Origin of the sequence: Succinimonas sp. (assembly GCF_045225735.1) — a bacterium.
In the GTDB taxonomy this organism is placed as follows: domain Bacteria; phylum Pseudomonadota; class Gammaproteobacteria; order Enterobacterales; family Succinivibrionaceae; genus Succinimonas.
On sequence record NZ_JBGVBR010000270.1, the window covers coordinates 1 to 4,317 of the forward strand.

General features: G+C 53.2%; 3 protein-coding genes and 2 tRNA genes. 2 read left to right on the top strand and 3 right to left on the bottom strand.

Annotated features, from left to right (window positions below):
• Positions 1 to 1,153: hypothetical protein (locus tag ACJROR_RS09785; protein WP_406546921.1), on the bottom strand; the 1,153-nt coding region annotated here is incomplete at its 3' end.
• Between the two features lie 445 nt (positions 1,154 to 1,598).
• Between ACJROR_RS09785 and ACJROR_RS09790 the strand changes: the two genes are divergently transcribed.
• Positions 1,599 to 1,675, top strand: a tRNA-Pro gene (locus ACJROR_RS09790).
• A 30-nt stretch (positions 1,676 to 1,705) separates the two neighbouring features.
• Positions 1,706 to 1,783 (top strand) — tRNA-Pro (locus tag ACJROR_RS09795).
• Positions 1,784 to 2,322: 539 nt separating this feature from the next.
• Here ACJROR_RS09795 and ACJROR_RS09800 read toward each other — a convergent pair.
• Positions 2,323 to 2,448, bottom strand: coding sequence for a hypothetical protein (locus tag ACJROR_RS09800; RefSeq protein ID WP_406546922.1), 126 nt, complete (start codon positions 2,446 to 2,448; stop codon positions 2,323 to 2,325).
• Between the two features lie 237 nt (positions 2,449 to 2,685).
• Positions 2,686 to 4,317: hypothetical protein (locus ACJROR_RS09805; RefSeq protein WP_406546923.1), on the bottom strand; the 1,632-nt coding region annotated here is incomplete at its 5' end.

Sequence of the window (4,317 nt, forward strand, 5' to 3'; positions counted from 1 at the left end):
CGAGACGTCGGGCTTCTCCGGAAGCTGACTCCAGTTCAATCTCGAATACGTCTTCTTCATCACTGTCTTTGTCACGGTCTATATCGCGACCTTCATAACTGCCTTCATCACTTTTGTTGTAAGACGCCGCCGGGAGCTCCAGATATGTTTCTCCGGTGCTGTCCAGTCTGTTTTTAATGAGCACTGAAAAGAAGGAAGCAATGAAGGCCAGAAGGAGATGGCCGCGAAGAGCGTTTTCGTCAGATGTTTCGGAAGGGCGAAGACTGCGGTAATTCCGGCCCAACGCAAAAAACCGTTCTGCGCCCGGGCTTGCGAAATTACCGGTTTGGCCTGCTCCGGCCTTCTTGTCGGAGCAGGAGTCGCTACCGCATGGAGGCCGGTATCCCAGTTCCCGGAGCATAGCGGAGATCCTGCTTAAGGTATGGGTATGGGCAATGCTCCCGGTGTCATCAGGGACGCACTCGAAGCAAAGAGGGAGCCCGGTTCCCTTCTGAACCGCCAAAAGGAGTCTCTGGGAGCTTCCGGCAGCGCTGTCCGGGGATGCGGAGCTTGAATCAATGAGGAGGCAGGGTTCCTTCCCGGCGGAAGCCCCGACATACTCCAGATGCTTCCTGAAAAATGTTCTCAGGCTCCCGGGCTCTCCGATGCTCACCAAAAGCTCCGTTAACCGCAAGCTCGTAATATTCGCTCCCGGAAACAGGTACGACACATAATTCTGCCGGTACCAGGCCAAAGCATCCCTGGGAATGCCGCTGTCCAGAATATAGAACATCACCATCGTTCGCAGCGTAGCATAATTCGGGCAGGCGATGCTTTTCAGGACTGCATCATAGCCGATGCCGCGGAGCAGCCGATCCAGAAAATAGGCATCCCCGAAGTCCACGATAACCGGAAGAGCTTTTCTGGCGCCGTCCTGTTCCGCCGGGGCCGCGGGCATGTCTTCAGGAGACACCTCAGAGCATTCCAGAGTTTCCGTATCAAAATGATAGTACCCCAGGGATCTTTTCCAGAAGATCTGCTTCTCTCTGCTGATCACCTTGCCCAGGTGAATCTGGCCTGTTTTGGTAATCCGGCCGTCCTTTTGCCTGACGCTTTTACCCGGCCATTTGCCGAACATAACGCCGTTTAGAGAGTAGTAAGTGATATTGGGCATCGCATGGTACCTTCGCCGGAGGAGAGATGAACTGTAATAGCATGGGGCAAATAGTATGGTTCTGATTATACCGTCACCGGCATTTTGAGCGCTAAAGCAGAGGGAGGAGGGAATCGGCACAGGGGCGTGGAAATTCCGGTGCCGGCGCTCAGTCTTATGATTAAAGAAGGGACAGGGCCGAATCCTATGATCCGGAAAACGAATTCCCCCAGAATACCCGGCTTCCATCTGAAAACTGCCTCAAAAATCGCGCCAGGCCCGGAAAAAGGTGTCGGAAAAGCGATTTTTGCAGACCGATCCCCCGGTCAGAATGGACAATTGCTCACAAAATAATCAAAAAACGCTGTTTTTAAGGAAATTTTCAGAAAAATGAGTTTTTTTGGAATTTTTTCTTGACAGTGAATCGGAAATACCTAAAATAGCACCTGTCGAAACGATAGACACTCGGTGATTAGCGCAGCCTGGTAGCGCACTTGGTTCGGGACTAAGGGGTCGGAGGTTCAAATCCTCTATCACCGACCAGTTAAGTCGATTGTTTCATATATCAGTGTTCGGTGATTAGCGCAGCCTGGTTAGCGCGTCTCGTTAGGGACGAGAAGGTCGGAGGTTCAAATCCTCTATCACCGACCACCTGATTCATCAGATTCTCTTCTTTCTCTCTCAGTTTTCTCCCTTGAATCCGTTTTAAATCATCCGATACAGCGTTTTATGTTTGCTGGTTTGCCGGCTAGCCCCTTTTGGCTTTGCTGCGTTTAACTCAGAGCATTCCCCGTACCTGTTTCCGGTTCAGGGAACCCTTGGGTCTCCCGGGCTTTCTGGCTGCCGCCGCCCTGCCGGTTTCAGCCTTCTGATACCTGCTCCGGCATTCTTCCGGGACGAAGAGAAAAGGCCTGACATATTTCCGTCTGGGAAGCGGTAAAGCCGGTGATATGAGCATCACCGGACCCCCTATAGGAAACCGCCGCAAAAATCCGGCTATATCCTTGGTTTTGGCAATTAACTTCTCATTAAGACTTACAACCATAAGCCGGTTCCGGGACAGCTTCACGGCAGAGTACCTTAGCTTAAACGCCAGGGCTTTCAGCTGTTCCCGAATTCCCGGGGTTCCGTTCTTTTCTCCTGCGATCAGGGCTTCCTTCTTGATTTCTCCATTAATACTGGGTCAACATTCAGACACGTTCCTTCATATCCAGAAAGAGATTCACCGTGAGGTTCACGTGTTTTTTCCGAGGCGGGGTCTTCAGAGACTCCGGGAACAGCACTGACACCAAACCTGAATTCAGCAGCAACCCCATGGTTAAACGGTCATCCAGGGAGAACCTTCTCCCTCCATAGCTAAACCTGGCAATATCGGAAACAGCTGATACGCCGGAGCTGTTTCCGGAGTCATTGGCGGCATAAATCCCGTTTTTGACTCATTTTGACACAAAATGCGAGTGGCTCGGCCCTTTCCGGGAAAACGCCCTGCCGGCTGCGGGAGACTTTTCCGCAGCGTCTGGGGCTTTCCCCGAAGCCGCCCTGTCCCTCAAGATTCAGGACGGCGCGGCTCCCTTGCTGCCGCTCCCCAGAACGGCAAAGGCGCCGTGCATCTTTTTAAGAGTGTTAAGAAGCTCGCAGAACATATTCCGGAAGACATCCCGATCGCTTTCGTTTCTGCCCAGCCTGATGCCGCACAGGGAAGGCAGCGCCGGATACTCCCCGCCCAGATGATTGGCCCGGGCATAAACCGAAACCTGATCATTGGCGCCCCGGGAATAAAGAGCCCAGACGGCCTGAACCGGATTATAGAAGGGCACGCCCCGCTTCTGGTTCAGGGATACCATGTACTTGGAACGCAATGACGGCAGAGATTCCTTCCGCACCGTTTCATCCGAACTGTACTTGGCATCCATGATAAGCCAGTCCTGAATAAGCGGATTGTCCTTCCAGGTAACCCGGAACACGAAATCCGGGGTCAGCGTATAATTCGGGTTGTTGTAAAAGTTCTCCACCACGGCCAGATCTCCGTCGCAGGTCTTTTCCACCATATGGATGCGGGGCACATACCAGAGATCCAGAATAAATTCCCCTTCCGGCCCCACCCAGCGGTAGTAATTGAAGGGCTCTTCATCGGGGCGATCTCCGGGAACGCCGCCGAAGGGCTGCTCCTGAACGGCCGGATTGTCGGACATGTCATGCCATTCCATTTTCTGGCTGGATCCCCCGAGCTCGTTAATAACTCCCACCAGCGTGGTCAGCACCTTGAACTCAAAGAGCTTGTCCAGCTTGATAAAGTGCATGGCAAAGTCATTCAGGGTAAGCTCCTGCCGGCTGGACTCATACCATTCCTTGATCAGGGTGAACAAATGCAGGTAGATCCGGTTCCGGGCCACAAAGGGAGTGATTTTGGGCATGGCAGGCCGCACTCCCGCTCTGATGCCGGTGATCTTGCGGAAGTTCGAGTATAAAAGATAAAGACGATCCTGCAGCTTGAGAATACGGTTCTCCTGCTTCTTCAGCTGATCAAAGCCGAATTCCCGCACGAGATCCGCATATCTGATATAACCGGGATAGGCCGAGCTGGTTCTGATGCCCTGCTGCTTGTTTTTGGTGATAAAGCTGAGCACATCGGACATCCGGGTCTGAATATGCTCGAAAAAGCCCAGGATGACCTTGTTCTCATAAAGATCGTACTTGGGCACCACCACCTCCTCGGCGGCATAGTCCGTGCGCACCGGAAAGCCATGCAGCACAAAATCCAGTTCCTCCGGCTGACAGTACGACAGCGCCCGGGGGTTTTCGCACAGCCAGTGGATGGCCTCCGGAGAATTGGGAATGCCATTGGGGGTAATGGTGATCTCCGGCCCCAGAATCCGGCGGAGATTTTTAATCAGGGGCTGCCACAGGCCGGCCAGTTCGTCCACAATGGCCTCGGACTGGTCGATAAGACCCAGAAGCGAGCTCCGGGAGTTCATGTTGGAATCCAGGCACATGCTGGAAATTTCATCATAGTTATTGTTGATGGTCTCCAGCATGGCCCGGATTTCGGCCGCGGAGTTTTTGGAGGCCAGAAACTCCGCCAGCACGGCAAACTGATGCTCGGTGTCATCATACATTACTGAAAACATGAGCTCATGACGACCGGCCAGATTGTAGAAGGGGCGGCCCCGGTGCTTGGCAGTGCT